Source organism: Paenibacillus sp. MMO-58, from assembly GCF_037146255.1.
Taxonomy (GTDB): Bacteria; Bacillota; Bacilli; order Paenibacillales; family Paenibacillaceae; genus Pristimantibacillus.
The window spans coordinates 211,730-236,850 of the sequence record NZ_JBBCVY010000005.1 but is presented as its reverse complement, the minus strand read 5'-3'; the positions used below and the strand labels follow the sequence as shown (position 1 = coordinate 236,850).

At 53.2% G+C, this 25,121-nt stretch carries 21 protein-coding genes; 6 read left to right on the top strand and 15 right to left on the bottom strand.

Annotated features, from left to right (window positions below; translation table 11 throughout):
• Positions 1 to 183: 183 nt before the first annotated feature.
• A complete protein-coding gene (locus tag WFJ73_RS16905) occupies positions 184 to 567 on the bottom strand; it encodes a DUF423 domain-containing protein (protein ID WP_116394315.1) in 384 nt (127 codons plus the stop codon).
• A 74-nt stretch (positions 568 to 641) separates the two neighbouring features.
• Here WFJ73_RS16905 and WFJ73_RS16900 point away from each other — a divergent pair, with 74 nt between their 5' ends.
• Positions 642 to 1,160, top strand: a complete 519-nt coding sequence (locus WFJ73_RS16900) for a hypothetical protein (RefSeq protein WP_336774186.1) — start codon at positions 642 to 644, stop codon at positions 1,158 to 1,160.
• A 68-nt stretch (positions 1,161 to 1,228) separates the two neighbouring features.
• Here WFJ73_RS16900 and WFJ73_RS16895 read toward each other — a convergent pair whose 3' ends face one another.
• From WFJ73_RS16895 to WFJ73_RS16885, 3 genes are all read right to left on the bottom strand, one after another.
• Positions 1,229 to 2,044, bottom strand: coding sequence for a hypothetical protein (locus WFJ73_RS16895; RefSeq protein WP_336774185.1), 816 nt, complete (start codon positions 2,042 to 2,044; stop codon positions 1,229 to 1,231).
• A gap of 200 nt (positions 2,045 to 2,244) precedes the next feature.
• Positions 2,245 to 5,337, bottom strand: a complete 3,093-nt coding sequence (locus WFJ73_RS16890) for an SMC family ATPase (RefSeq protein WP_336774184.1) — start codon at positions 5,335 to 5,337, stop codon at positions 2,245 to 2,247.
• Positions 5,334 to 6,503, bottom strand: coding sequence for an exonuclease SbcCD subunit D (locus WFJ73_RS16885; RefSeq protein ID WP_336774183.1), 1,170 nt, complete (start codon positions 6,501 to 6,503; stop codon positions 5,334 to 5,336). The genes WFJ73_RS16890 and WFJ73_RS16885 overlap by 4 nt, the downstream gene beginning before the upstream one ends.
• A 179-nt stretch (positions 6,504 to 6,682) precedes the next feature.
• Between WFJ73_RS16885 and WFJ73_RS16880 the strand changes: the two genes are divergently transcribed.
• Positions 6,683 to 7,948 carry an MFS transporter gene (locus WFJ73_RS16880; protein WP_336774182.1) on the top strand — a complete coding sequence of 422 codons (1,266 nt, stop codon included), beginning with the start codon at positions 6,683 to 6,685 and terminating at the stop codon, positions 7,946 to 7,948.
• 62 nt (positions 7,949 to 8,010) lie between these two features.
• Here WFJ73_RS16880 and WFJ73_RS16875 read toward each other — a convergent pair whose 3' ends face one another.
• Both WFJ73_RS16875 and WFJ73_RS16870 read right to left on the bottom strand, forming a co-directional pair.
• Positions 8,011 to 8,646: an NAD(P)-dependent oxidoreductase gene (locus tag WFJ73_RS16875; protein WP_336774181.1), complete on the bottom strand. Its 636-nt coding sequence runs from the start codon at positions 8,644 to 8,646 to the stop codon at positions 8,011 to 8,013.
• A 27-nt stretch (positions 8,647 to 8,673) separates the two neighbouring features.
• On the bottom strand, positions 8,674 to 9,108 hold the full coding sequence (locus WFJ73_RS16870; RefSeq protein ID WP_116394308.1) for an Rrf2 family transcriptional regulator: 435 nt from the start codon (positions 9,106 to 9,108) through the stop codon (positions 8,674 to 8,676).
• A gap of 701 nt (positions 9,109 to 9,809) precedes the next feature.
• Between WFJ73_RS16870 and WFJ73_RS16865 the strand changes: the two genes are divergently transcribed.
• Entirely contained in the window at positions 9,810 to 10,547 is a 738-nt protein-coding gene (locus WFJ73_RS16865) for an MBL fold metallo-hydrolase (protein WP_336774180.1), read from the top strand.
• A 192-nt stretch (positions 10,548 to 10,739) separates the two neighbouring features.
• Positions 10,740 to 11,714, top strand: a complete 975-nt coding sequence (locus WFJ73_RS16860) for a sugar phosphate isomerase/epimerase (protein ID WP_336774179.1) — start codon at positions 10,740 to 10,742, stop codon at positions 11,712 to 11,714.
• 279 nt (positions 11,715 to 11,993) lie between these two features.
• Here the strand turns inward: WFJ73_RS16860 and WFJ73_RS16855 are convergent, their stop codons facing one another.
• Positions 11,994 to 13,640 (bottom strand): hypothetical protein, encoded by a 1,647-nt coding sequence (locus tag WFJ73_RS16855; RefSeq protein WP_336774178.1) that lies wholly within the window; start codon positions 13,638 to 13,640, stop codon positions 11,994 to 11,996.
• Between the two features lie 180 nt (positions 13,641 to 13,820).
• On the opposite strand from WFJ73_RS16855, the gene WFJ73_RS16850 reads away from it, so the two are divergent.
• On the top strand, positions 13,821 to 14,573 hold the full coding sequence (locus WFJ73_RS16850) for a DeoR/GlpR family DNA-binding transcription regulator (RefSeq protein WP_336774177.1): 753 nt from the start codon (positions 13,821 to 13,823) through the stop codon (positions 14,571 to 14,573).
• Positions 14,574 to 14,915: 342 nt separating this feature from the next.
• Here WFJ73_RS16850 and WFJ73_RS16845 read toward each other — a convergent pair whose 3' ends face one another.
• Positions 14,916 to 15,653, bottom strand: coding sequence for an SDR family oxidoreductase (locus tag WFJ73_RS16845; RefSeq protein WP_336774176.1), 738 nt, complete (start codon positions 15,651 to 15,653; stop codon positions 14,916 to 14,918).
• A gap of 210 nt (positions 15,654 to 15,863) precedes the next feature.
• On the opposite strand from WFJ73_RS16845, the gene WFJ73_RS16840 reads away from it, so the two are divergent.
• Positions 15,864 to 16,781, top strand: a complete 918-nt coding sequence (locus WFJ73_RS16840) for an AraC family transcriptional regulator (protein ID WP_336774175.1) — start codon at positions 15,864 to 15,866, stop codon at positions 16,779 to 16,781.
• Between the two features lie 43 nt (positions 16,782 to 16,824).
• Here the strand turns inward: WFJ73_RS16840 and WFJ73_RS16835 are convergent, their stop codons facing one another.
• From WFJ73_RS16835 to WFJ73_RS16805, 7 genes are all read right to left on the bottom strand, one after another.
• Entirely contained in the window at positions 16,825 to 17,250 is a 426-nt protein-coding gene (locus WFJ73_RS16835) for an SRPBCC domain-containing protein (protein WP_336774174.1), read from the bottom strand.
• Between the two features lie 18 nt (positions 17,251 to 17,268).
• The gene (locus WFJ73_RS16830) at positions 17,269 to 17,817 is read right to left on the bottom strand and encodes a TetR/AcrR family transcriptional regulator (RefSeq protein ID WP_442955962.1); all 549 of its coding nucleotides are present in this window, start codon (positions 17,815 to 17,817) and stop codon (positions 17,269 to 17,271) included.
• Between the two features lie 187 nt (positions 17,818 to 18,004).
• Positions 18,005 to 19,489, bottom strand: coding sequence for an ABC transporter substrate-binding protein (locus WFJ73_RS16825; RefSeq protein ID WP_336774172.1), 1,485 nt, complete (start codon positions 19,487 to 19,489; stop codon positions 18,005 to 18,007).
• 164 nt (positions 19,490 to 19,653) lie between these two features.
• A complete protein-coding gene (locus tag WFJ73_RS16820) occupies positions 19,654 to 20,589 on the bottom strand; it encodes a carbohydrate ABC transporter permease (RefSeq protein ID WP_336774171.1) in 936 nt (311 codons plus the stop codon).
• Between the two features lie 11 nt (positions 20,590 to 20,600).
• On the bottom strand, positions 20,601 to 21,581 hold the full coding sequence (locus tag WFJ73_RS16815; protein WP_336774170.1) for an ABC transporter permease: 981 nt from the start codon (positions 21,579 to 21,581) through the stop codon (positions 20,601 to 20,603).
• A gap of 101 nt (positions 21,582 to 21,682) precedes the next feature.
• Complete coding sequence (locus WFJ73_RS16810) at positions 21,683 to 23,287, bottom strand: response regulator transcription factor (RefSeq protein WP_336774169.1); 1,605 nt, start codon at positions 23,285 to 23,287, stop codon at positions 21,683 to 21,685.
• 2 nt (positions 23,288 to 23,289) lie between these two features.
• Positions 23,290 to 24,999, bottom strand: a complete 1,710-nt coding sequence (locus tag WFJ73_RS16805) for a sensor histidine kinase (protein WP_336774168.1) — start codon at positions 24,997 to 24,999, stop codon at positions 23,290 to 23,292.
• Positions 25,000 to 25,121 lie beyond the last annotated feature (122 nt).

Below are 25,121 nucleotides of genomic sequence, written 5' to 3'. Positions count from 1 at the left end.
GAAAAACAAGGCATTTCGCCATGTACGGCATGAATCTTGTAGCATTACAGACCTATATTTGACAAGTAGCATTCCTATTTCGACACAATGCGAAACGGCTGTCGCCGTCCTTGGCGGAGCGAGAGAATTTCAAAAAATAAAGGCCGCTCCATTCATCCTTGAGCGGCCTTGCCTATTCATTTGCTATGCTTTTTTTCCGGCACGCAGCGCCGCGGCCGCTATGCAGCCCCAGCCGGCCAAGAAGGCAACACCGCCAAGAGGGGTGATGGCGCCTAATATTTTAACATCGCTTAACGCGAGGACGTACAGGCTGCCGCTGAACAAAATGATCCCTGCAATAAGCAGGCGCGCTCCCACTCTCACAAGCTTGACGTCGCCAATCCGGTCGGCCAGCAAAGCGACCAGCATCAAGCCAATCGCGTGATACATATGATAGCGGACGCCGGTTTCATAGACCTCCAGCATATCCTCGGACAAAGTATCCTTCAGGCCGTGAGCGCCAAACGCCCCAAGAGCTACCGCTAATGCAGCGCCTATCGCGCCGTAAGCGAAATATTTATTAGACATCTTGTTTTCATCCCTTTCTCGTTTGTGTATAATCTTACAAGTAAATCCACTTATTACAAAGGAGTCGATCATTCTTGGAAGAACCGCGCAATCCTTCGCAGCCAGATCCGCAAACCGGCTCATCCGTAAATCCCGAGCAGCCTTATGATAATCCCTACGCATCAAGGCCTTCCCATCCTTTTGCTCCGGTCAGGGAGAATGGACCGTTGAAGCAATCGGGACTTGGCATCGCTTCCTTCATATTGGCACTCGTTACGTTATTACTTGTCGTTGGATGCGTGATCAGCGCTACTATGTTTGTGAGCAATGTAACCGGTGATGCTCAAGGGTTCCTGAATGAAGTCGAGAATATGGAAAGCGAAGGTACGCTTCCGTCTGACTTGGTACCGATTATGATCGCCGGACTATGTATTATCGCATCCATCGGCGTTGCCATTATCGGCCTGATCCTCGGCATTGTTGGCGCCGTTCAGAAAAACCGCCGCAAAGTATTTGCCATTATCGGTATCGTGCTGAACGGCCTGATCGTGCTTGGAACAGCCGGCCTTGTCATTATAGGCCTTGTCTCCGCTGCCGCGCAATCGACAATTTAGCAACAAATAAGCTGCCTTCTAAAAAAGAGGCTGTTCCCTGGGGAACAGCCTCTTCTCGTATTTCCGCTCTAATTCAGCTGGGCAGCAACGGTCTTGTTAATATCTGCAATCTTCTTCTCATAGCCCTCTATCTTCACCTGTTGATCCGTTATTTGCTTCACGACCGTGGTCAGCGTAGTAAGCGAACGAATGGAAGTTTTACCGTCATAGCCTCGCAGCGCGTACAGCAAATCGCTCCACTCCGCCGATTTTTGCTTGTTCAGCTGACTGATCGCGGACTTCGCTACGGCGATTTTCCGTTCCTCTTCGGTAATGGCGTCAAGCTGGCCGCGCAGCCGCTTCATTTTGTCGTTTGCCGATGATTTGGCCGAGCTTAACGCGCTTTGCGCGGCGCGAATCTCCTCTTTGGCGCTTTTCACCGAAATCTCCAGCAGGTCTACCTTCAGCTGTACGGCCGCGGTAAGCTCCTTGATGCCGAACTTTCGTGCCGCCTTCAGCTCCGCTTGGGCAGCTTCGTATTGATTAAACAAAGGTTGATAATAGTTCTTTAATTGCGTTACCTTCTTGTCCAGCGTATCCAGCTTTGCCTTGTCGATCAGCCGGATTTTCTGCCTAAGCTCTGACTCCTTGTCATCATTTGTTTTGGCAGTGGTCTTGAGCCGCGTATCCTTGTCTCCAATAGCGTTCTGCTGCTGGACAAAGCTTTGATACAGCGACTGGAGCTTCGCCGCGTCCGTTGACGGCAGCCCGGCTTTAGTCTTGTCGAGCTGCTTCTGCGCCGTTGCGGACAAGGAATGAACGGCCGCCTCCGCAACCGCCGCCGGGAGAATGGCAGACAGCAGCAGGGCTAACAGCAAGGCCGTGGCCGGCATTCGAAATGTCATGCGTGTAAATCCTCCTTGTGGAATATTCATAGCGGCAGCCGAAAACAAAAAAAGCACCCTTCAAACCAAGCCCAAAGGCTGGTTCGAAGGGTGCTTCCCGTTCGAATTCAAAATGGCGTTTCCGCATATGTCTTTTCACTATACGGCTTGACCGGCAAAAGTGTCAACCCATTATTTTACATCGATCGGCAAAAGCCGACTCACCTTACAGCAATGGATGTCCGGCTGTAGCCTTCCTTCGTCTTGTACACTTCGAGTGTAGCCGGGAAGGCTGCTTTAAGCTCCTGCACGTGGGAGATGACGCCAATCATCCGGCCTGAACGCTGCAGATCCACCAACGCCTCAATCGCTTTGTTGAGAGAATCCTCATCCAGCGAGCCAAAGCCTTCGTCAATAAACATCATTTCGATGGAGACGCCGCCTTGGAACGATTGAATGACATCGGTCATGCCAAGCGCAAGGCATAACGAAGCATTAAACTTCTCGCCGCCCGACATCGTCTTCACATCCCGGTTCTGGCCGGTATAGGCATCGTAGACGTCAAGGCCAAGCCCGCTTTGTTTGCCTCGCGTCTCGAGCCGGTCGCTCCGCTGCAGAACGAACTGGCCGCCGGACAAATGACGGAGCCGGACGTTTGCGGCATGCAAAATCTGTTCCAGATATTCGATAAGAATATAACGTTCGAATGAAATTTTGAGTGCGTTGTCGCCTTTAAGCATCTGGTACAGATCCAGCACCTGCTCAAGCTTCGCTTCCAGCTCCTTAACCTTAGCCGCTGCCTGATCAATAGCCGTCCTTAGCTTGCTTGCGTCCTCGGCGAACCGGGAAGCAATCTGCAGCTCATTCGCTGCTGCCTCAATCCGCACTTTCAGCTCGGCAATAGCCGTCTTCAGCGCTTCGGTGTCTGCCTGCTGCTTGCCCGATAGCTCCTGCTCCAGCTCTTCAATCCGCTTTCCAGCGGCTGCAAGGGCCGTCTTGTACGCCTCGAGCTGCTCCTTCAGCGCCCGTCTATCTTGATCCGGCAGATGAGCCTTGCGGAATGTTTCCGCGGAGCTAAACTCCGCCTTCGCAAGCTCTTCCTCAAACCGTGCGGCAGCGAGCGCCGCATTGTCCCGGGCTTCAACAAGCTGCTGCCCGGTCTGCTCCGCATGAGCCTGCTCTTCGGCAAACTTCGCGCGCATCCGCAGCAATCCATCCTGCGCCTCTTTCCAAGCTGCGGCAAGAGACTCCGCTAAGCTGCGCTGCTGTCTCAGCCGCAGCTCCATCTCTTTCGGAGAGCGGAGCTCCTCCGGAATACGCTCAAGCTCCTTCTCGAGCGCCGACTGCTTGGCGCCGCGCTCGACCGCAATCCGCTGCTGCTCCGCCTGCAGCTTATCCTTCGCTTGTTGAAGCTGCTCCAAATTCAACTCAATTTCTTCTGCACGCTGTTTCAACAGCTTGCCTTGCTCAACCTGCGCGCCTAGCCGTTCCGCTTCCTCATTCAGCTGCTTCCAGCGTTTCCGAAGCTCGGCTTGCTGCTCGGCAAGCCCCGAGGCTTCCGCCCCGTATTCCGCAAGCTCCGCCGCGCTTCCTTCCCAGCTCGAACGCGTCGCCGCCGCCTGGAGCTTCGCTTCGTTCAGCTCGCGTTCGTAACGGGATAGCTGCTCCTTCGCCTGCTGGAGCTGCTCCCTGGACGGCACGGCTTCCGCCGCAACCGCTTTTCCCGGATGCTCCTGACTGCCGCAGACCGGACAAGGCTGACCGTCATGAAGATGGGCGGCCAGCAGGCTCGCTTGCCCCTCAATCCAATTGCGTTCCAGCCGGTCATGCTCCTCGCGGATTTGGGCAAGCGATAAAGCCCGCTCTTCAATCACGGATGCATGGGAGACAAGGTCCTTCTCCAGCTCAATTAACTTGGAAATATATTTGCCTGTCTGTAGGACCTGATTTCTTTGTTCAACAACGCCCGGAAGCGCCTCGACCGCACCTTCAATCGCCTTGAGCTGCGTTGCCAGCGTCAGCTTGGCTTCCTTCGCTTCGGCGATCAGCGCCTCCGCCGACGTCAGCTTTGCCGCGCCGCTTTTCTCAGAAGCCGCCAATTGCTCGACGGCTAAGCGCTGCGCCTCCAGCGTCTGCACCGCCGGCGCCAGCTCCGCGAGGCGGTGCAGCTCGCGCTCCGCCGCCTGCCGCTCCGCGCCGCGCTCCTCCTCGCGGCGATGCCGCTCCTCGGCTGCCGCGAGCGCCTCCTTCGCGGCCTCCGCCGCCTGGAGCCGCATATCGCGGGCCTGCTGCTTCGCCGCAGCATCGCGCTCCGCGCGGACCGCCTGCTCCGCGTACGGCGCCAACTGCGCCGCGCGCTCCGCGAGCAGCAGCCGGCGCTCCCGCTCCGCATGCTCGCCGCTTTGCGCCGCGAGCCGCTCCTGCTTCGCCCGCTCGCTTGCCAGCTCCGCGAAGCGCGCGTGCAGCGCCAGCTCGCTTTGCAGCGCCCCTTCCTGCTCGCCGAGCTGCCGCTGCAGCTCTCGCTTGCCCGATTCGCCTTCCGCCATGAGCTGGCGGTAGTATGCAATCTCCTGCTCCAGCGCTTCCGACAGCTGCGCCGCATTGTACAGCTCCTGCGCCAGCGTCTGCGCAAGCTGGCTGTCTTCTCTGCGCGGCAAGTTATCCGCCGCCTGCTTCATGAAGTGGTCCACGCGGATCCTCGCTTCCTTCAGCTGGTCCCCAAGCTCCCGGTTCTGCTGCTGGAAGCGCGTCTCGAGCCGCTGGTACAGCTCCGTCCGGAATATCCGGCGCAAAATCTCTTCTTTATTATCCGTATCCGAAGTGAGCAGCTTGCGGAACTCGCCCTGCGGAAGCATCACGATCTGGTTGAACTGCTCCTTGGTTAGGCCAATAATCGTCTCCAGCTTGGCGTTGACGTCGCCGACCATAAACCGGTCCACCGCCGGTACGGCTTCGCCGCCTGTCAGCTCGTACAGCTCGGCTTTGCCGCCCGTCTCGCTTTTGTTCGTGCCCTTCCGGTGAGGAAGCTGACGGAATACCCGGTACATCCGGCGCCCCACGGCAAAATCCAGCTCAACGGCCGTATGCTTCTCGTCATCGGCGAAATGGCTCCGCAGCATGCGGGGCTCCGAACGGTCCTCGCCGCTTGCGGTACCGTATAGAGCAAAACAAATCGCGTCAAATATCGTTGTTTTGCCGGCACCGGTACTGCCCGAAATAACAAACAGGCGATGCTCCCCAAGCTCGCTAAAATCCACGGTCTCCGCATCGCGGTACGGGCCAAAGGCCGTCATCGTAATTTTGAGAGGTCTCACCTTGCTTCTCCCTCCTCTCGCAGCAATCCGCCAAACGTATCGGCGAACAGCCGTTTCTTCGGCTCATCTAGCGCTACACCCTTCACTTCGAGATAAAAGGATTCGAACAAGCTTACCGGATCGGCTTCGCTCCTCCGCACCGCCATCTCCGGGGAATCGCCGTCCTTGCCAATGCCGCGAACGGCCGTTACCCTGCGCTCCACATGGAGGGCATTCGGGTAAACCGCCCGAACCTTCTCCATCGGGAACAGGACGGGGTTGTCGTTCAGCAGCGTAACAAAGACATAATCCTCGTTCACCGGATGGGTCTCGATCTCTTCAATCGGACCGGCAATCCGCCGCATATCGCGCAGCGGCTTCAGCTCTCTTTTCTCAATCGCCACGTTGCCGTCCGCGTCCATCTCCACCACGAGGTAGCCTTTATTGTGATGCTCCTCGGAGATCGAATACTTGAGGGGGGAACCCGCGTAACGGATTTTTTCGCTTCCGACAAAATGCGCCTGATGCAAATGCCCAAGAGCGGTATAATGGAACGGTGCAAAATAGTCCGCCCGCACATGCTCGGCTCCGCCAATCGAAAGCGGGCGTTCCGAGTCGCTTGTATTAGGCTCCGCCGCACCCGTTGCCGTGACGAAAGCATGTCCCACGACAATATGTCTCGCAGCCGGATCCATATGCGAAGCAATCCGCCCCGTGATTGCGCGCATGGCTTCATCATGCGTCCGGATATTCTCGTCTTCGTAAGTAATCCGTACTTGGGCCGGGTCGGCATAAGGCACCAGATGCACATGCACCTCGCCAAACGCGTCCTTGAGCACAACCGGCTTATGTTCCGTTCTTAATCTTCCGGCGATATGAAGCCCGCGGCTTTCCATCATAGCCGTTCCGAAGTCAATCCTGTCCGGACTGTCATGGTTGCCCGAGATCGCAAGCACCGGCGTATCCAGCCCAACAACGATCCGCTCCAGCAGCTCGTCAAGCAGATCCACTGCTTCCGTCGGAGGGATAGCCCTGTCGTACAAATCGCCTGCGATAATAACGGCATCCGGCCGTTCCAGCTCTACCGCGCTTACAAATTGCTCCAGCACATACCGCTGGTCTTCCGTCATATATACACCCTGCACAAGCTTGCCTAAATGCCAGTCTGCAGTATGAAAAAATTTCACTCTATGAACATTCCCTTCCGCTACTCATGTACCTTCCGTTTTCGACACCCGTAACCGTACATATATTCGCTTTTTTCTCTCGATTTCCTTCCTGAAAATATTTCCCCCAGGCCCTATCAATGGTACATTAGTAGACGGACTTCATAGATTCAAATAGAGACGCAAAATAGGAGGATAACATGCAAACCGAACTAGAAGCACGGTCAAAACGGTCCTTGTTCAGCAACTATACGCTGCTCTTGGCCATTGTATTTGGCGGCTTTCTCATATTTGGCTTTTCGGAAAATATTAAAGGTCCCGCCATCCCGCGCATGCAGGCCGATTTCTCGCTGAACGAAGCGCAGATCGGCATGCTGCTTGCCCTTAATTCCCTCGGCTATCTGATCGCGTGCAGCTTTACGGGCTGGCTGGTAAAAAAAATCGGCATCAAGCTGACGACCCTTATCGCCTTTGGCTCAATGGTTATATCCGGCTTCTGCCTGTATTTCTCTATCAGCTATTCCACGATGGTATTGTCCTACTTCTTCATGTATATCGGCAACGGCCTGCTAGAGATCGCGCTTGCGATTCTGGCCGCGCAGATCTTTACACGAAACACCGGCACAATGATGAATCTGGCCCATTTCTTTTATGGGCTCAGCTCGATTGTCGCCCCGCTTCTGGCCGCTAATCTGATGGGAATTCATCTGTTCGGCGCAAGCTCCGAGCTTGGCTGGCGGGGCATGTACTGCTTGATGCTTTCTCTGACTTTGCTGCCGATGATTCCTACCATCTTCGCCAAAGCGCCGAAGCAGGAAGAGAAGCAAGGCGAGCGTCTGTCTCTGTGGGAATATGTACGGGATAAAGCGGCGTGGCTGCTTGTAGGCGTTCTCTCCCTTGGCGTTGTCTCCGAGATGTCCATCGGGAGCTGGCTCGTCAACTTTCTGGAGAAGGCCTATGACTGGAGCAGCGATACGTCCGCGGCTATGCTATCCGCCTTTTTCCTCTGTTTTACATTTGCGAGACTCGTGTTAGGTCCGGTCACCGATAAAATCGGTTATACGATGTCGCTCATCGTGCTGTCGGCCTTCTCCGGTCTTTGCTCGATTGCGGCTGTTATTCTTGGGGAGCCTGGGGCCTTCCTGTTTGCGGCAGCCGGCATCGGCATCGCGCCGATCTATCCGACGGTTATGGCCTTGATTGCCAGACGTTATTCGAAGGAAAGCGATACGGCTATTACGTTTACTGTGACTTTGATGGGAATTGCAACGGTTGCGGGGAACTATCTGATCGGGCTTATTATCGAGCTGTTCAAGGACGGCTTTGCGGAAGAGGCTCATCCGAAGGCGGGTCTCATTGCCGGCCTGCAAGCCGGTTATATTTTCATCGGGACATGCGCCCTGTTGTGCTCGGTCATGTCGATTGCGTTATACCGTCATTTAAAAAAACGCGGTGCCCTGCTATGAGAAAGGATAGGGTTAAACAAAAAAGATGCTGCTCCCTTCGCTGGAGCAGCATCTCTTTTTGCTTACTTTTCGGAAGCCACGGTGAAACGTTCATTTACATGAGCGGCATTCTCGGCTTCATCCACAATGGCAATCGCAAAGTCCGCGTAGCTGACATAGCTGTGGCCTTTCGAATTCACAAGCAGATGGTCTTTGCCTTGCGTATAGGAACCCGTACGCTTGCCTTCCGGATCAAAGAAAGCGGACGGGCTGACAAAGGTCCATTTCAGACCTGTCGATTGCTTCAGATCCTCAAGGTTTTGTCCTTGGTTCTTCGCCGTAGCAAGGAACATCTCAGGGAAATCAGGCGTGTTAAAGAGCTGAACCGTCTTGGCTTCGTCCACGTACAAGCTGCCTGCTCCGCCAATTACGATCAGGCGTGTATCCGTTCCCGACAATGCATCGATCAAAGCTTTGCCTGCTGTTACGTGCAGATGTTCCTGGCCAAGCGGAGCGCCAAAAGCGTTCACGACGACGTCAAAGCCTTGCAGGTCGGCTGCTGTCAGATCGAAAACTTCTTTCTCGATCACTTGAACGCCTTCCTCCGTTACCTTGGCACGGTTCCGTACAACCGCCGTTACTTCATGTCCGCGGCTAAGCGCTTCCTTCACTATAAATTGACCTGCTTTGCCTGTAGCGCCTACGACTGCAATTTTCATATAAAAAACCTCCTAAATAGAATGAAATTATTTGTTTTGATTCGTCCTTATCAGATCTGCGACCAGTTCCTCCAGGGTAATCTGCGCGAGAACACTCTCCATGGCATCCTGCGACTTCTTCAGCACAAGCTCCAGCACAACCTGAATGCTTGCTCCAACCGGACAGTCGGGATTCGGCCCTTCATGTATATGAAAAAGCTGTCCCTCCTCGACGACGTCTACCGCCCGGAAAATATCCAGCAATGTAATCTCGCTCATTTCCTTGGTCAGATACGCACCGCCGGTACCGGCCCGGACTTGAACGAGACCAGCCTTCTTCAGCTGTCCCAACAACCGTCGGATAATAACCGGGTTCGTGTTGACGCTGCCGGCAATCCATTCGGAAGTGTTGTGAGCGTCCTTGGAAATCTCCAGCAGCGATAAAATATGGACCGCTATGGAGAAGCGGCTGCTGATTTTCATGTTTGTTCCCCCTAATGCTACGATTGTTTCGGTTGACTGCTCCATGTAGTTTGTTCCTCGAATTATCATTTTCAATGGTTGGAACAAACGTACAAAGTCGCATTCAACTCGAAACAATCTCCGCCTGCCGTTTAAGCACTATTGTTGTGACAATTGTAGTTACAACTGGGGTAGAAGTCAAGGACGCTCCGCGTTGGGGCTACGTATTGTTTCGGTTGATTGCTCCATGTAGTTTGTTCCTCGGATTATAATTTTCAATGGTTGGAACAAACGTACAAAGTCGCACTTGGGCTCGAAACAACACTCCGCTGGCCGGTTTAAGAGCACGAGACCTAGCAATAAACCAAGCATACAGCCGAGACAAACCTGGCATACAACCGAAAAATAACCTTCGCTGGCCGGATCTGAATGATCGGTCGTTGTAACAATTGTAGTTACAACAAAAAGAAAAGTCAAGCAACTTATAGCAAACTGCAGTAAACTGACCATATCGTTCAGTTATACTGTATCGATTCCAACGTATATCTCTAACGACTGGCCTCATATATCCGTCCCACCAAACCAGAATTAGAGTATTGACAAAAATATTTTTATATGTTATAATAATATATTTTGCTATTTACACAATTCCCGAGAGTCTGTAATATAGTCACATGACCTCGGCCGGGTCCCCTTCATTTTGTACGAGGAGTGTGACCTTTATGCAAGCCCAACTTGCCATACTGTCCATAAGCGCCCCCGTGATGGGCGCTATCGATACCGTTTATCCGGTTCTGATCTGGGACGATCAGCATCAAATTTTGCTGGATACCGGTTATCCCGCCCAGCTACCGCAGCTCCAAGCAGCGATTGAAGCTGCTGGAGGCAGTCCAGACAAGCTTACACATATTATTCTTACCCATCAGGATATCGATCATATCGGAAATTTGCCGGAGTTAGCCTCCGGAGCAGGGATCGAAGTATGGGCACATCCGCTCGAGAAACCGTACATCCAAGGAGACAAAAGGCTTATCCGTTTCACGGACGAAGCTATCGCAAGCATCGACAGGATGCCGGACTCCGTGCCCGAATCGTTCCGCAACGGTTTAAAACGGATGATGCTGAATCCGCCTAAGGCCCATGTTGACCGGGTAGTGATCGGCGGCGAGCTTCTTCCGCTAGGCGGAGGAATTACCGTCATTGATACCCCGGGACACACGCCGGGACATATCAGTCTTTACCACGAGCCTTCCCGTACGCTAATTGCCGGAGATGCTCTGATGGTAAGAGACGGCGAGCTATATGGAGCTGACCCCGCTACCACATTAGACCCGTTAACCGCCCAAGCTTCCATCGCCGGACTGCTGGATTTTGATATTCAAACCGTTGTCTGTTACCATGGCGGACTATATAATCAGCGGGTTATGGAGCGTCTCTCCGAGCTTGCGGCACAAAAATAAAGATTACTGGCTGACCGATAGGTCGGCCTTTTTTTTACTGTGCAAAAGGATCTAGTCTTTATAATGGAGAATACTTCCAGAAACACATAGAAAGGATGTTCCAGGATGTCATACAAACCTTCATTTCTGGAGATGCTTTTGTCGCTTCTCCTTCTCATACTGGGTTTCGGCAGATAAGGGACAATCACGCTCATGAATCGTCGTTTCCTTATCGGACAGTATGGACAATTCGACTACAACAAATATGACAAGGACTATAAACACGATTTTTACGGCATTGAAGCTTGTCTATTCCAGAGCGAGCAGGATATTGAGAATCTGATCCGGGAATCTCATGCTGAAGGCTTTCGGATCGGCATTCATTTTCCTCTGCGGGCTGGGATTTCTCCCCTTAGGGATCCATTGCTTATCGCCAGGGAGGATAACGTAAGATCGGATGCTTACTCCATAGCGGAGCAAGAGCTTGCTTACATCCATTCGCGAATGCAGCCGGACTATGTGCTTTTTCATTATCCAAAGCCCGTTATTCTGGACGATCGCGCGGATTGGTCTAACTGGCGATTCGATAACCGCATGGAATACGAATTCGAAAGCGAATATGCCTTTGATGAATTTCGGAAGCATAGCGATGCTTTGTTCGAATGGTTATCCATTATGGGCGCCAAGTATGGATTTACGCCTGTCTTGGAATTTGATGCCGTGAACAGCTATGTCTATGACGACGACTATTTGCAGCGCAAGCTGGAGGAATATAGCAGCATCAAGCTTTGTCTCGATACCGCAAGACTGTACATCCAGGACCGGATTGATCCTTTTTTCCATGCCGATACCATTCTTCGCCGATACGCCAAATATGCCGCAACCATTCATTTGTCCAATGTGCAGATTGTCGAGGGACAAATTACGCAGAGCCGGACGCCCGTCCTTCCCGTTCAGCAGCCAAGCGATGGTTGGGCTCCCATTGAACGGTATTTACGGATAATCTCCAGCGAAAATCCGGATGTCAAAATCATGTTCGAGCATCGCTCGGAGCAGGTATCCGAAGAACAGCTTGAGCAGTGTTACCGCTGGGCGGGCCAGCTATTAGCGCATTGCAGCTTAACGGGGAGTCTTAATATCCCTGAAGGACCTTATGAGGCTATTTCGTCCCCCTTCAGCTGCCGTTAAGGTCCCGCAGGGACCTTAACCTGGCTCGCTTCAACTCATTTATACCTATTCGGTGCGTCTCGGCGTAACTTAAGGTCTCTGAAGGACCTTAAGTGCCTGCTTCGCTCCCCTCCAGTGGCCGTTAAGGTCCCTCAGGGACCTTAACCTGGCTCGCTTCAACTCATTTATGCCTATTCGGTGCGTCTCGGCGTAACTTAAGGTCCCTGAAGGACCTTAAGTGCCTGCTTCGCTCCCCTCCAGTGGCCGTTAAGGTCCCTTAGGGACCTTAATCTGGCTCGCTCAATGGCCTAGGCGAGGAATCTCTTCCCCGTTTATTCTCGCGACCGATTGCCCCGGGCTTGCGACAATCAGCTCAAGCAGCTCCTGATGGCTGATGCCGGTATAGATAAGCTTGCCGCCAAGTCTAGATGCCTGCTGCAAGATGAATTCTACCCCGCTCATCCGCTCAGCGAACGCAGCCAGGCTGCCGATTGCAAGCTTTTCCGCTTCATCCTGCCCCAATATTTCTACCGCTGCCGCAGCAGGCTCTCCTTGCAGACGAACCAAATTGTATTCCTCAAGCTCCTCGAAGGTATAATGTCCATGCAGCAGAATAGAAACACAAACATTTTGCACCTGACCATACAAGCCCGCTTCTTGCCTAATCCAAGTCCCTTTCGGAAGTACACCGATAATCTCTTGCTGCTCGGCATGCTCCGGGACAGGGAATAACGTCAGAATCCGGTTCTTGTCGTACAGCACCTCAGCATACTTGCTTTGATGCCGCGGATCTCCCTCCCTCCAGCCTTCCCCCGGATGGAAGAAGTAAAGCTGATTTACGCCAATCTCTCCCGTAACCGGGAACGAGACCATCCACCGGATTTGCTCGTTATCAAACTCTTTTACCCGCTCCCAAATGCCGCCGGCCGCATAGTCCTTCGTCACATAAGTATAGGAATGCAGCGGAATTTCTTCCCCGGTATCAATCTTGATGATTTGTTTGGCGACAACTTCAGGCTGGTCCCGCTCTAGCGCCCTCCGAAGAGCATCCTCCGGGGCAGTATAGCAAAGGAAGCCCGCATACTCCGTACGAGTCATACGATCCCCCAGCGGAAAATCTCCAAATTGCACATAATCATGCAAGACGTTGCGGTCAGCAGGCGCGTCATGCGGCCAGCCCCGGGAATGGGCACCAACCCAGGCGCCCTTCAGGTAAAACAGTGCTCTTTCCCGCCATAGGTAATCGAGCATCTCGGCAAGCTGCTGCTTTAACGCCGGCTCTGCCGTCTGCTCCCACGCGCAAGTAAACGCCTGAACCCAATGCCAGAACCATGGCAAAGCCCCATACTCCGGCATTCCTTGGGCCGTTACCCGCTCCATGGTGCGCTTCAGGGAAGCGATACCGTCTTCGAGCAGCTCCTGGTCCTCATAGCGCTGTCCGAATATGATCTTGGCCGCGGTATATTTTGCCTCATGGTGATGAAACAGCTGCAGCGGCTTTCTATAGAAGCCTCCTTCATAAATATGTTGGAGCGCATGCTCGAAGCCTTCCTGCAATTCCGCACTCATGCGTTGTCCATAACGCGTAAAGAAATAAACCATTAAGCTGCCCATCAGCTCAACCGGGAGCTCGTGGGCTTTCGCCAGCTCAGGGGAAGGATTCAAATTCAATGAAAAATGACCATACAGCGGCTCAGCCGGATCCTTTTGCTGAAGCTGCAGCACCCGTGCAAGCACGCCTTCCGCTTTCTTTTTCGAGTCGGCGGGGTTGTCCAATACGGATTGAATTTCTTCGTCTACCGCTGCCGCAAATAAGTAAGAGGCATAATAGAAGTTATCCCGAATATCGTGATGGAACCATAATCCGCTAGCAAGCATAGGCAAGCTCTGTGCGGATAAGGCTACAGCCTGAATGATCTCTATTTGACGCTGCTGTTGTCCGTTCATGGCTATCGTTTACTCCTCTCTATCTTACAAATATTCATTTATGTTTATTTTAGTTCATTTAATAGAAATAATCATTAGTAAAATTATATATGAACCTAATTAAACATCTCGTGACTATGGACGAGACGAGAGGCTAAGTATAGAATATTAGCAATACCAATGAGAACGGATGAACATGAAATGAACCATTTACGCCGATACGAGAGTATTATGGAGGTTCTGCTGACGCAGAAGGAAGTAACGGTTGCGGAGCTCAGCGAGCGGCTGAACGTTACGGGCAAGACGATCCGGGAGGATCTGACGAAGCTGGAGGAGCAGGGCCTGGTAAAACGGATTCATGGCGGCGCCGTACTGGCAAACAGCGATCAATTCGGCATTCTTCCGGTGAAGGAGCCGCTCGCGAAGCATGCCGACGAGAAAACGGACATCGCGGATACGGCGATGAGGTTCATCTCGAGCAATGACATTATTGCGCTGGACGGCGGAAGCACAACCCTTGAGATCGCAAAGCGGCTGAACGATTTTCCGGTAACCGTCATTACCAACGATGTCTACATCATCAGCGAGCTGGCGGGAAAAGAAAACGTCCGGCTCGTTGTCCCCGGCGGATACCGCGTCCGCAATGTTCTTGCGGGTCCGGAAGCTGTCGCTTATGTCCGTAACCTGAACATTAATAAAGCGTTTATTTCCGCCACAGGCGTTCATCTCGAGCATGGCTTGTCCGTCTATACCGGCGACTTGATCGATTTCAAGCAGGCATTGATGACAACCGCCCGCGAATGCTACGGGGTTGCCGACCATCATAAGTTTGGCCATAGCGCGCTTCGTACGTTTGCGAGGTTATCCGAATTGACAGCTCTCCTTACCGATAAAGGAATTCCGGAAGATATGGCTGCCGCATTCCGGGCAGCGGGTGTACGGGTGGAGATTTGAGAGCATCATAGCAACTTCCATTACCATCACTGTTACAATCACCGTTATCTCCTCCACTGTCAGTCATCGTACGTTGGAATTGCTCCAACGAAAGCAAGCTAAATGGAAGGCTTTGAAAGGCTGCAATGGATTTACTCCAATGAAAATGAAGAAATTCAAACAGCATAGCTCTTATGAGCTGATTTTACTGTAGTGAATCCAACGTAGAACGCATACTTAGGCAAAAATGCCTCCTTTTAATGGACTAAATCCAACGCGGCTTTGAGTCATTCATCTGTGCCATAACCACAAATAAAAAATCGCCAGCCAAATGCTCAACAGCAGCAGGCTGGCGATTTTTTATTAGTTGAATCCGCCGTTCACGCGAAGCGTCTGTCCGGTAATCCAGCGGGCTTTATCGCTGACGAGCAGCTCTACGGCATTGGCGATATCATCAGGCTCCCCAAGGCGTCCAAACGCGTTCATGCGGCGGAACGAATCCACAAGCTCCTCGGATTTGCCGTTCAGGAACAGCTCGGTCGACACCTGCCCAGGCGCGATGCAGTTGATGATAATATCCTTTGGACCAAATTCCTTTGCCAGTTGACGGGTTAACTGTTCAACAGCACCTTTAGTTGCGGCGTAGACGCTGTAAGTCGGAAGCATCGCGCCGGATACGGAGGTCGAGAAATTAATAATCGTCCCGCCGCTTGCCATATGCTTCATCGCTTGCTGGCAGGCGAAATACGTCCCTTTTACATTGATCATGAACTGCCGGTCGAACATCTCCTCCGTTACGTTCATAATCGGCGCCAGATCCATAATCCCAGCGTTATTCACGAGAATATCCACGCGTCCGAACCGCTCGAGCGTCTCCGAGAACAGTCCCTCCACATCGCTGACCTTGCCGATATCTCCGCGGATGGCAGCTGCTTCACCGCCCGCTTGCTCGATTAATTGAACAACCTCAATAGCTTTCTCTTGGTTTGAGGAATAATTAACAACGACCTTCGCGCCGGCTTCGCCGAGCTGAATAGCGATTTGACGTCCAATTCCTCTCGAAGCACCGGTGACAATTGCGACTTTTCCTTGTAAACTCATGATTCATTCTCTCCTTTATGTTTTGGTTATTTAATTGGCGTGGCTACAACATTGATTATAGGGAATGCAAGGGAAAAACCGTTAGAACAGAACCGTTCATTCCTTGCCTATTTCTCTTCGCGGATGAAAGATAAGCATAGTATAGTGAAACTCGCGCATTTATATTTTAAAATAAAAGCAATCACCTCTTCGGAAAGGAATTCACAAGCCATGGACGAAACCTTGCGAATGGAGCAGGCTTTACGGCACTTAGCGGACTTGATCCTGCGCCATGCTCCGTCAAGCGGCACATTTCCTACGACTGTTCCTAATCTGTCATTGATGCATGCCACCCATTTGTCGGAGCCGCTGGAATCCGTATATAAGCCATCCCTTTGTCTTGTAGCGCAAGGCGCAAAGACGGCTGCTTTGGGAGACGAGACTTACCGGTACGACCCGATGACTTTTGTTGTGATTGCTGCCGAATTGCCGATAATAAGCAAAATCGTGGAGGCTTCGCCCGAGGTCCCCTATTTAAGCCTGAAGCTAAGCTTCGATCCCGATGTCATTCTCGATATTGTAAAAGAAAGCAGCAGCGCCTCTGCCTCACCTTCGGATGCCTCACCGGGCATAACGATGAACCGCACGTCTCCGGGCTTGCTCGAAGCTGCCGTCAGGCTTGTTCAGCTGCTGGATACGCCGGAGGACATTCCCGTTCTCGCACCGCTTATTGTCCGCGAGATCCTGTACCGCGTACTTCAAAGCGAGCATGGCTCGCTTATCCACTCCTTTGCCATGGTCGGCAGCCATTCGCATAACATTGCGCAAGCGATTCGGATGATTAACCGGCAATATGCGGAGCCAATTGTCATCGAGCAGCTGGCCAAGAAAGCAAGCCTCAGCACTTCGGCTTTTCATAAGCATTTCAAACGCGTAACGTCGATGAGCCCGCTGCAATATCAGAAAACGCTGCGCCTGCAGGAGGCAAGACGCTTAATGCTGACGGAAACGGTGCATGCTTCGGAAGCCGCCTTCCGCGTTGGATACGAAAGCCCGTCCCAGTTCAGCCGCGAATACGCCCGGATGTATGGACGGCCGCCGATGCTGGATATACAAGAGCAACGTGCTTCAGCAATAACAGGGCCATGACGATCGATCGTCATGGCCCTGTTATTCTTGGGGATAATAGTATTTAATTTGCTTTCGTTTTCTGCAGCATTTCGTTCAGCACATCTTCCCAATACAGCTTCATCTGCTCCCGCGTAGCCGCATGGTCCAGGTTTTCCTGATGGAAGCTGACCGTTGTTTTCTCCGGATGGCCGGAGATGAGCCGGATTTGCAAGGTCGAAGGCTTCTCCCAGCCGGGTTTTGTCCACTTCAGGCGTAGCTGCTGTAAAGGCTTCACAATTCTCCATTCTCCCGCTATCCCTTCGGCGCTATGAAACGTCTCGCCCACTTCTATCGCTAAGTTCTTGACGTTGCCGATCCATAACCTCAAGCCTTCGGCCGAAGTGAGAAATGTCCAAGCTTTTTCGGGAGAAATAGGCAGCGTCCTGCGAACCCCGATTTGAAAACCGGCCGAGGCCGTTTTACCAACGATTTTCTCGGAATATCCCATTCTTCATCCTCCTCGAATTTATCGGCTTAAAGCCCGCACAAACAAATCAACGCTGGATTCCGCAAATTGCTCTCTCGTAACCTTTGTAACAGCCTCAGTCGTATACAAACGCGAGATAAAAGCCCCGTAATTCATCCACATAAACGTGATGGCCTGCGTCTCCGCATCCGTGTCGATCATTTTGCGTTGTCTTTGCATTTCCGTAAAATAATTCATCAGAAGCTCGAGCAAGACCCGGGGATGCTTCTGCGCTTTCTGCCTGATTTCAGCCAAATCATTGTCCGCCAGAACGATAAGAAACAGCTTGCGGTTGCGCTCCATCACCTCATGATACATTTCGCTTATAAGCAGCAGATCTGACCGCATATCCCATACCACTTTTTCTTGAAAGATCAGCGTCATTTCCACCGAATAATGAAAATGCTCAACAGCCTTTTCGAGCAGATTTTGCTTATTGGCGAAGTTCCGGAATAACGTCATCTCGCTAACGCCTGCCACCGCGGCAATCTCCTTGGTGGATACGCCTTTATACCCCTTCTCCGCCATCAAATCAATCGCCGCTTGCATGAGTTTTATCTTATTATCCAAAACAGCTCACCCTTACTCGCCTGTATGTTAGTACTCACTAACATTTGTTATAAGAATAGTCTCTTTGGAAAGAGATGTCAACATTTGGACCGGCAATCGCTACAACAAAAAAAGCTGTTGTTCCAACCGCTCGAGGCAGCTGGAGCAACGGCTTTTTGTGCTGTTCTTATTTGCCCTTCGCAGCCAGGAAGGCGTCGAACTGCTTCTGCTTCTCGGCGATGACCTTCTCGACGCCGGCGGATTTCAGCGCCGCGATATATTCGGGCAAGACCTTGTCGGTGTCGACCGAGCCGGTCTCCAGCGCCTTCTGGTACTGCTTGATGACGTTCGCGAGCGCGCCGACCTCCGCCTTTACGGAATCGCTGTTGAAGACGAAGCCGAGACCCGGCGACGGTTTGGCTCCCTCGTTGAACGCCTTGAACTGCTCCCATTTGTCTGGCGCCTCGGTGTTCCACACATGGTTGAGGAACTGGTTGCCGAGTTCCCAAGCGACGCCGGGGGCGTATTGGCCGGATTTATCGGTAGGCGTCATGACGTCGCCGCTGAGCGTATAATGCACGCCTTCGATGCCGAAGTTCAGCAGGTTGACGATATCCTTGTCGGTGTGAAGCAGGTTAATGAACATCATTGCCCGCTCAGGATTCTTGGACGTCGTCGAGACCGCCAGCATGGCACCCGCCGTCTCGGAGGTAGAGACCGTTTTACCGGTCAGGTAGATTTGGTCCAGCTTCCCTCCGATGCCGGCCGCATTGGCGATTTCCGCCGCCTTGCCGGGCTTGAGCGGCTCAATCGTCGAGAAGACGTTGCCGCCCTTATAGGCGTCGCCGCTCGAGAGCTGCGTGGTCGCGGCGTCCTTGTTGATATAGCCTTTCTGGAAGAAGTCGCGGGCGAGCTTCAGATAACGCTTGTAAATATCGAAGTCCTCCATCATCTTTACCGTCGTGTCGCTGTCTTCCTTCGAGATGACGCCGGGAATCGTGCCGTCGCCTAAGGAGTCGAATTCGGTCAGCTGCCCGAACGACCCGCCTTGCATATAGAGAGGAGTCATATCCGGCTTCTTCTCCTTCACCACCTTGTAGATGGCGTCCAGATCCTCCGCCGTCTTCACCGTGCTCATGTCAAGGCCCAGCTCATCGGCAATATCCTTGCGGTAGACGACTCCTCCTGCGAACGCGAGCTCCTTGTTCGTCGGTATGCCGTAGTTTTTACCGTTGATTTTGGAGCCCTCGAGGAACGATGGATCAAGCGAGCTGATAATCCCTTGGCCGTATTTGCTCAGCAGATCGCCGAGCTCCTTATAGGCGCCCTTGGCGACATTCTTCGAATAGCCGTTCCACTGCGCCGTGAATAGAATGTCTACGGGCTCGCGGGAGGCAATCATCAGGTTCACCTTGTCGTCCCATGCCCCCCAGTCGATCGGAGCGATGTCGATGGTAGCGTTGATTTTATCCGTCAAAATTTTGTTCAAAGCATCCTCCACCATCGCCTCGTCCGCCTGCGGCGGCCCTTCGTACACCAGCTTCAGCTTGTAGGGCTTTAGATCGGCCGGAGCGTCCGCGCCGTCATTCGCCGCTGCGCTGGCTCCGGCGTTGCCGGCAGACGTTTCATTGCCGCCGGAACCGGATGGCTGGTTTTTGCTGCATGCGGACATGAAGAGGGTGATAACGAGCAGGAGCAGGACAACCAGCGAAATTGTTTTTTTCGTCTGCTTCATAAAGAGATGGACCTCCCAATAGTCGATTTGTATGCTTAACCGGATTGCCGGTTACAGCCAAATGCAAGGCAGATCGTTCCGGCGGGATAGCCGGGAAGGGATTAGCCCTTCACCGCGCCGACCGTCAGGCCGCGGACGAAATATTTCTGGAAGAACGGGTAGGCGAACACGATCGGGCCGATACCAACCACGACGAGGGCCATCCGCACGGTTTCGCTGGGAAAGTTGAACATGCCGCCCGCCCTGGCAATCTCGGCCGCAGCCGTCGGATTGCTGGAGAGATACTGAATATTTGCCAGCATTTTATAGAGCAGGTATTGAACCGAGATGTTGTGATCGTTGGTGATGAAGACGAGGCTTAGAAACCAGTCGTTCCAATACGTCAGCGTCTGGAAGAGCGCCACCGTCGCCAGCACCGGCATGGAGAGCGGAAGAACGATGCGGATGAAGATCCGCAGCTCGCCGGCTCCGTCGATCTTCGCCGACTCCAGTACCGCAGCGGGTATGGTCTCCTTGAAAAAAGTCCTTACGATCAGAACCCAGAAGGAGGACACCAGAAGCGGCATAATGAGCGCCCAGAGCGTATCCTTCAGATTCAGCATCTGCACGTAGACGAGATACCAGGGAACAAGCCCCCCGGAGAAGAGCATCGTAAAGAAGACGAAGAAGGTAAAGAATCGGGCGTGCGGAAATTGGCTGCGCGATATCGGATAGGCGTAAAGCGCGATGATCAGCATGCTGAGCACCGTACCGACGACCGTAACCGTAATAGAGATTCCGTAGGAATACGCGATCTGTCCTATGTCCTTGTACAGGAAGGCATAGGCGGCTAGATTGAACTTCTCCGGGATGAATCGGTAGCCGTGCGTCAGGACGGATTTCTCGTCGGAAAACGATACGGAGAGCAGGAGCAGCAGCGGGATGACGCACAGGGCGGAATAGATGATGAAGAAGATATTGATGCCGCTTGAAGCTGCGGCGGACAACCGGTTTTTCGGATTTGAGCCCGCAGTGTTTTTATCGGAGATGGCAGCCATCCGGTTCCCTCCTAGAATAGGGCGTTGTCGCTGTTAATACGGCGAACGACCCAGTTGGATAGAAAGACGAGCGTGAAGCCTACAACGGATTGGAACAGCCCGGCGGCAGACGAGAGGCCGATGTCGCCTACGGTAAGGAACGTACGGTAAACGTAGGTGTCGATGACGTTAGTCACGGGGAACAAAGTGCCGGATTCACGCGGAACCTGGAAGAACAGTCCGAAGTCGGCGTTGAATATCCGGCCGATTTGCAGCAGGGTCATGATGGTAATAACCGGCATAATGAGAGGGATAGTAATACTCGTCATTTGCTGCCATTTGCTGGCTCCGTCGATCGTCGCCGCCTCGTAATATTCGTCGTCGATGCCGATAATCGCCGCCATATAAACGACCGTATAGTAGCCCATGCTCTTCCAGGTATTAATGAGCGGCAGGACGAACGGCCATACCTCCTTCGTGAAGTACCAGCGGACCGAGTCAAGACCGAGGGCGGGCAGAAGCGTGCCATTCAGATAGCCGTGCTCATCGCTCATGAAGCCGTAAACGAGGTAAGCGATGACCGTCATCGAGAGGAAGTACGGCAGGAACATGATCGTCTGATGCAGCTTGGACAGAAACCGGTTCTTCATCTCGTTCAACATAAGGGCGAAAGCCAGCGGGAAAATCAAATTAAGCACGATGAACGCTGAATTGTACAGCAGCGTGTTGCGTATGATGATGTACGAGTCGCTGGATTGAAACAGAAATTTGAAGTTGGAAAGGCCCGCCCAGGGGCTGTTCAGAATACCGATATCGAACCGGACCGACTTGAATGCGATTACAATACCGAGCATAGGGATGTAATTGTTGAAAATGAGCAGCAGCACCCCGGGAAGCAGCATTAAATAGAACATCCAATAGTTTCGGATCAGGTAGGTGAGCGTCCTTTTCCGCGTTCCTTTCCGCGTCTTGGCTCCCGTCGCTTGCAGCGGGGCCGCTTCCGCATTGGCCATGTTAGGTCCTCCTTGTCTATCGACTATGGGTATAATCGTACACAAAAAAAGACACCGCACTCTAGCGGCGTCGTTACCACCTTATTGCTCCGGTGACATTTTTACCTAACATTCTGGTATTTCTTGCGGTAATCTTGCGGCGTCATTCCTGTCGATCGCTTGAACTGCTTGGAGAAGTGGGAGAAGCTCGCATATCCGACAGATATCGCAATATCGCTGATTTTATGGTTCGTCAGCTTGAGCTCGGATATTGATCTTAGCATGCGCCGATCAACCATGTAGTCGGTAAGCGACTTTCCCGTCTCCTTGCGGAAAAGCCGCGACAGATAGGCAGGGTTCAAATAAACATGCCTCGCGATCTCCTCCCGGTTCAGGTCGTGCTGCAGGTTCTCTTCGATGTACGCTTGTACCTTGGCGATCGTATTGGACACGTCCTTTCCCTGTTTAACCAGGCAGTCCGATGCTTTGGCGGCAAACTGGATCGTCCATGCCTTCATGGCGCCGAGCGACTTCATCGCGTTCTCGCCGCTGTGCCATTCCTCTTCTGCATACACCGTTTCCACGGGTACGGAGCGCCGCTGCAGCACCTGAAAGACCGTGTGGACAAGCCCGAAATAGTAGCTGACCATATAGGGATGGTCGACCTGACCGAACTGGAGGCGATCGAACAAATCCTCAATGTGGCGCTTCAGCTCGCATGTCTTGCCCTGCTCGATGAGGGCCGACCATTCCTGAAAATTCGGCTGGGCGGTAATTGATTTCTTCTCCCGCTTATAGTCTGATAGACGGAATACCCGGCCGGTCTGGCAGACATTGGAGCGTTCCAGCTCGCCGAGGCTCTGAGCCCCGAAACGCAGCGAGGCGACGGGAGCTGCCTCGCCAATGTAGCAGGAGACGACGGCGTACAGGTATTCCGAGCATTTGCGGATATATTCCGTGCACCGCTCCTCAAGGGTACTCTCGTCTTCCACCGACGGCTCGTAGAGGAGGGCGAAGAGTATGCCGCCTGCGTCTTGAATAACGTGGCCGGAGCGGTCTCTCAGCAAAATGTCCGCCGCGGCGTTCTTCAGCGCGTAGGTCATAATTTCTTCGTCGCGCGCGTTCCAATCCTGCGTCCACTGCTCCACGCTGATCAGGAGCGGCTGTACGCGCTTGCCGATATCAAGCGGAATGCCGTACAGCTCGAACAGCGGCTCGAGCTTGTCCGCTGAGGCCGGGATGCGCAGTCCCAGCACGTCCTGCCACAGGCGCTCGACGAGCAGCGGAAGCTGGCGGTTCCACTGGTCGAAATAGTAGGCGTACGTCTTGAGATACGCCTCGTCCTGCTCGCGCCGGCGGACCGCTTCGACGGCTTTCTCCACGCAGCTCTTCAGCACGTCATGATCGACCGGCTTGAGCAGATAGTCGAAGCTGCCGAGCTGGACGGCCTGCTGAGCGAAATTGAAGTTGGCGTGGCCGGTCAGGAAAATGGTCTCCGTTTGAGGCGAAGTCTCGTTGACCCAGGTGAGCAGAGCGATGCCGTTCTCCTGCGGGATGTCGATGTCGGAGATCAGGACATGAATGGGGTGCCCCCTGAACACCTGCCGCGCCTCCTCGGCATCGTATGCGGTAAAAATATTCGCTAAGGGGAGGGACGACCAGTCGATCCCCTCGACAATGCCGCGGATGGCTATATCCTCGTCGTCCACTACAAGCAGGTTGTACATCGTCATTCTCCTTTCGCTTCCGGAAGCTCGGGCTCTGTCGATACCGGCAGTTTGATCGCGACGGCCGCTCCGCCGCCGTCTGTATTTCGGAAATCGATACGCGCGGCAGCGTCGTACCGCAGCTTGAGCCGCTGGATGACGTTGGCAATGCCGAGCCGGCTCGAATCCGCGGAAGGGAGACCTTGTCCCTCATTCAGCCGCTGCAGAACCTCCAAGGGAAAGCCAACACCGTTGTCCTCCACGGTAATCTGCATAAAAGGCCCGTCCTTCTCCTCGAGCAGCTCGCCGCGGACCCTGATCTCAAAAGGCTTGCGATGATTGACGAAGCCGTGGATGATCGCATTTTCCACGAACGGCTGGATCGACAGGGCGGGCATCAGACTGCCGTTCATGCAGTCGGGAATGTCATAGACGCAGCCAAGTTTGCGCGGAAAACGGAACTTCTGAATCTCGAGATAGTTCGCGATATGCTTCAGCTCCTCCTCAAGAGTGATCAGCTCCCGGTTGCTCCGCATGATGAAGCGGAAATAATCCCCCAGATGGAGCGCCATCTTTTTCACCGAATCGGTATCCTTCAGTGCCGCGAAATTATAGATGATGTTCAGGCTGTTCATATAAAAATGCGGGTTGATCTGCGCCTGCAGCTGCTTCAGCTCGATCTTCTGGGCCCTCAGCTGCTCCTCGTACATCCCGATTCGCAGGCTCTTGATCTGCTCCGCCATGTTATTGAAGGTGTTCGCGAGAAAGACGAACTCCAGCGTGTTGTTCGTCTGCAGCCGAACGTCGAGCATGCCGAGCGAAATTTTCTTCATGCCGCTGATCAGCTGCTGCAGCGGCTTGAACAGCGCGCGTCGGATAAAGAAGAGGTAGAGAGAGAAGATGAAGATGACGCCGACCGCCATCGCGTACGTCAGCAATTGGAAATAGGGAAGACCTTGCAAAATATAACTCTCGGGAATAAGGATGCTGGTCGTCATGTCGGCCACCTCGCTGGGCCGGTTCATCACCAAGTACCGCTTTCCGGTCTCCCCGTCTTTCACGAACCGGTACGGCGCGTTCTCGCGAATCAGGTCTGTCCGATTCAATTGCACATGGCTGTCCGTTCCCTGCCCGCCTAGACGGGTGCCATCCGAGCGGTAGATGGCTGCTTCTCCGATATCGCCGTGCGACCATTGAATGGACAGCTGATTGGCGATTTCCGACATGCGAATAATCGCGCCGACGTACAGTCCGGTATCAGGGACCTCGGTTACCTGCACGAGAAAATTGCCGCCCTCGATTCTTCGGTCGTACCATAGCAGCCAGCGGCCCGGCGTGCTCTCGTCCACGATGCGCCGGACGTTATCATTTAAGACGTTCTGGAGGATGCCGTACTGATTCTGGGAGCTGGTGCTCAGGATGAGTTCGTTGGAGTTAAAGAGAAAAATGGTGTCGATCACATTGTATAAGCCAATGTCGCGGTTGATTTTAAGCTGGATGCGAACCTTGGTCAGGACGTAGTTGTCGCTGCCCGGAGGGAAGGAATTGAGCACGCCTACGTCAGTATCGTAGACGCCAAGCTTGTTTAAATAGTTCGTAATGTCGTTCAGCGTCCGGTCCGTATGGTCGGCGAAGATATCCAGCGTATTCCGGTAGGTCTCGGTAACCTTGTCGCGGACGACGTTTTTTGCGTACAGATTATTGCCGATGAAGAACAGCACGCCGGGGATCATAACGACAAAAAAGCTGATGATCAGTTGGGTCTTAATCGATAGCTTCAGTACGCCTCTCCTCCTGCTCGGAAAGATATGTTCAGTCTATCAAGCGAAAGCGTTTTCAGCAAGGTGGCATTAGG